Genomic DNA, 2,571 nt, shown 5'->3' on the forward strand with positions numbered 1-2,571 from the left:
TCGGCGACGGGGGGGGCGGTCGGGGTCGGATCGGCGAGCGGGTTCATGCGAGCCGGCACGCTCGTCGGACCGCCGCCCAGACCGAACGGATCAACCGCCGGTTCGACGGCGGCGGGTTCCGCGGCGACGGGGGTCACGGCGGCGTCCGCGGCGGGATCGGCGGTCGCGTCCGCGGTCGCCAGACCGCCGGTCGCGTCGCTCGGCGCCGGGGAGAACGGGTCTTTCAGCGCCGCGAACGGATCGTTCGTGCCGCTGACGGTTTGAATCGGTTCGACGGTCGCGGGATCGACGACGGCGGCGGCCGGCACGACCGGGCCGAAGCCGAAGTCCGCGGCGCTGAACGAGGCGCCGGCGCCGCGGCGTTCGGTCACGCTCGGTTCGGACGGAACCGGCTCGGACGGAACCGGTTCGCTCGCGACGGGCAGGGTCGGTTCGGCGGTTTTGGGCGCCGCGGGCGCCGCGGGGGCGGCGATGGCCGGGGCGGGAGCGAAGAACGAATCGAGGTCGCTCACCGGACGACCGACGCCGGCCGCGGGGAACGCCGGGGGCGTCGCTTCGGCGGTCCCGGAGGTCCGCAGCACGCCGCTGTCGAAGCCGTTCGGTTCCCCGTTGGACTCGCCGGTGGATTCAAAGGCGGCCCGCATCACGCCGGAGGCGGGTTGACTCTTCGTCGCCTCAGGCTTCGATGCGACCGGCTTCGACTCGACCGGCTTCGGTTGGACCGGCTCCGCGGCCGGAATCGGCATCGCGAAGAGGTCTTCGTAGTCCGCCGAGCTGGTCGGGGCGCCGAGCGTCCCGTCGTCGGGGGTCTCGCCGTGCGCGTGCGGAGCGAGGGGGGAGAGCGTCAGCAACGCGGCGGCGAGGCTGCCGTGGAGCGCGGCGCGGCTCCCGCGAGCGAGCGCTGAGCGGCGGACGGCCGTGAGACGGCGAACCGTGCGGAGCATGGGTCGGAGCGGCATGAGAAACGAGTGTCCTTCGTCCCGCGGACTCGCGGCGGGGCCGGGTGTGAGCGGTCGGCCGAGGCGAGAACGCCGGGGTCGCGGGGGATCCGCGGGGGCGTCGGGAGACCGGCCGGGCGCCGCGGGATTCCCTCAGAAAGGAACGCCCGTCGGCGAGGCCCGGCGCCGGTCGCGATCCACTTGAGGGAATCGCCAACGCGTCGGGTCAGGCGGTCCGTGCCGGTCGCGCGGTCCGCCGAGGGACTGCTTCGGTTGCGGACAGGTGGCGCCTTGAACCATTTTGTTCGCTCCCCACGGATTTCTTCCCGAACGGCCTCATGCCGTTCGCCCCCGGCTCGTCGCTCCCACCGGCTCGCTTCCCAATGGCGCAGTTACTGGTGAGCGTCCGCGACGCTGCCGAGGCCCGCATCGCCCTGGCCGGCGGGGCGGAGATCATCGACGTGAAAGAGCCGTCCCGCGGCTCCCTCGGCCGGGCCGACGAAGCCGTCTGGGCGGAGGTCGCGGCGGTCTGCGACGCGACCGGCGACTCCCCGAAGGCCGCCCTCAGCGTGGCGTTGGGCGAGGCGAAGGACCGGCCGACGCTGCTCGAGACGCCCCTCATCCCCCCCGGAGCGACGTGGGCGAAGCTGGGGCTCAGCGGCACGCTGCCCCCGGACGAGCCTCCGGCGGGGGACGAGAAAGCGAACGGCGGGGAGGGACCGCGGTGGCCGTGGGACTGGCTGGACGCCCGCTTCCAGTACGAAGCGATCGCAATGGAGGAGGGCGCCTTCGGCTGGGTCGCCGTCGCCTACGCCGACCACGCGGCCTGCGCCGCCCCGGCCCCCGCGGACGTGCTGGCCGAGGCGAGCGCCGTCGGCTGCGGCGTGTTGCTGATCGACACCTTCCACAAGGACGGCCGCGGCCTGTTCGATCATCGGTCGGATGAAGAACTGACCAAGCTGGGCGACGCGGCCAAGGCGGCCGGGCTGCGGTTCGCCCTCGCCGGCTCGCTGACGCTGGAGACCGTCCCCCGGGCGTTGGCCTGCGGGGCGGACGTGATCGCCGTCCGCGGCGCCGCCTGCGACGGCGACCGCACCGGCGGGCTCAGCGAAGCGAAGGTGCGGGCCTTGAAAGCGATCATGGCGAGCGGGGGGCGTCAGCCCCCTGAGCCGTCAGCCCCCGAGAGAAGCGGCGCGGAACGCTCAGCGAGTTGACGCCCGCCGCTCGCCGGGGCGAATCGTTCGTCTCGCAGGTTGACCCACTCCACCCCCAACCCCTCCGCGAACCGGGCGAAGCAGGGGTCGACCGCCTCCGGCGAGCGATCGCAGCTTTTCAGCAGCGCCAACCGCTCCGCCGGCCAGCGCCGGGCGACCCAGGCGGCGAGCGTGTCGCTAGTGGTGTCCCAAGTGTGCGGCGGCGGGTTCGGGTCGAGCGGTTCCTCGGCGTGCAGGAATCGCGGCAGATCCAGCACGGCGACGTTCCCTCGGCTCCAAACGTCGCTTGCGGCTTCGCGGGTCGCCGCCAGTTCGGCCCCCGGCAGCAGTTCCGCGATGAACCGAGCCGTCGTCCCCAGCGATTCGCACGCCACCCGATGCGCGGCCTCTTCCCCCAGCCGATGCACCCGATCCCACCC

The 2,571-nt window shown here is 73.7% G+C and carries 1 protein-coding gene and 2 pseudogenes; 1 reads left to right on the top strand and 2 read right to left on the bottom strand.

Features of this window, described 5'->3' with window-relative positions; genetic code table 11:
• Positions 1 to 959 (bottom strand): annotated as a pseudogene (locus tag LzC2_RS21090) (hypothetical protein); the annotation flags it as partial.
• A 317-nt stretch (positions 960 to 1,276) separates the two neighbouring features.
• On the opposite strand from LzC2_RS21090, the gene LzC2_RS21095 reads away from it, so the two are divergent.
• Positions 1,277 to 2,152: a (5-formylfuran-3-yl)methyl phosphate synthase gene (locus tag LzC2_RS21095; RefSeq protein ID WP_171189995.1), complete on the top strand. Its 876-nt coding sequence runs from the start codon at positions 1,277 to 1,279 to the stop codon at positions 2,150 to 2,152.
• Here LzC2_RS21095 and LzC2_RS21100 read toward each other — a convergent pair.
• Positions 2,095 to 2,571 (bottom strand): annotated as a pseudogene (locus tag LzC2_RS21100) (hypothetical protein); the annotation flags it as partial. The gene LzC2_RS21095 and the pseudogene LzC2_RS21100 sit on opposite strands and share 58 nt — an antisense overlap.

Source organism: Alienimonas chondri, assembly GCF_013036045.1.
Classification (GTDB): Bacteria; Planctomycetota; Planctomycetia; order Planctomycetales; family Planctomycetaceae; genus Alienimonas; species Alienimonas chondri.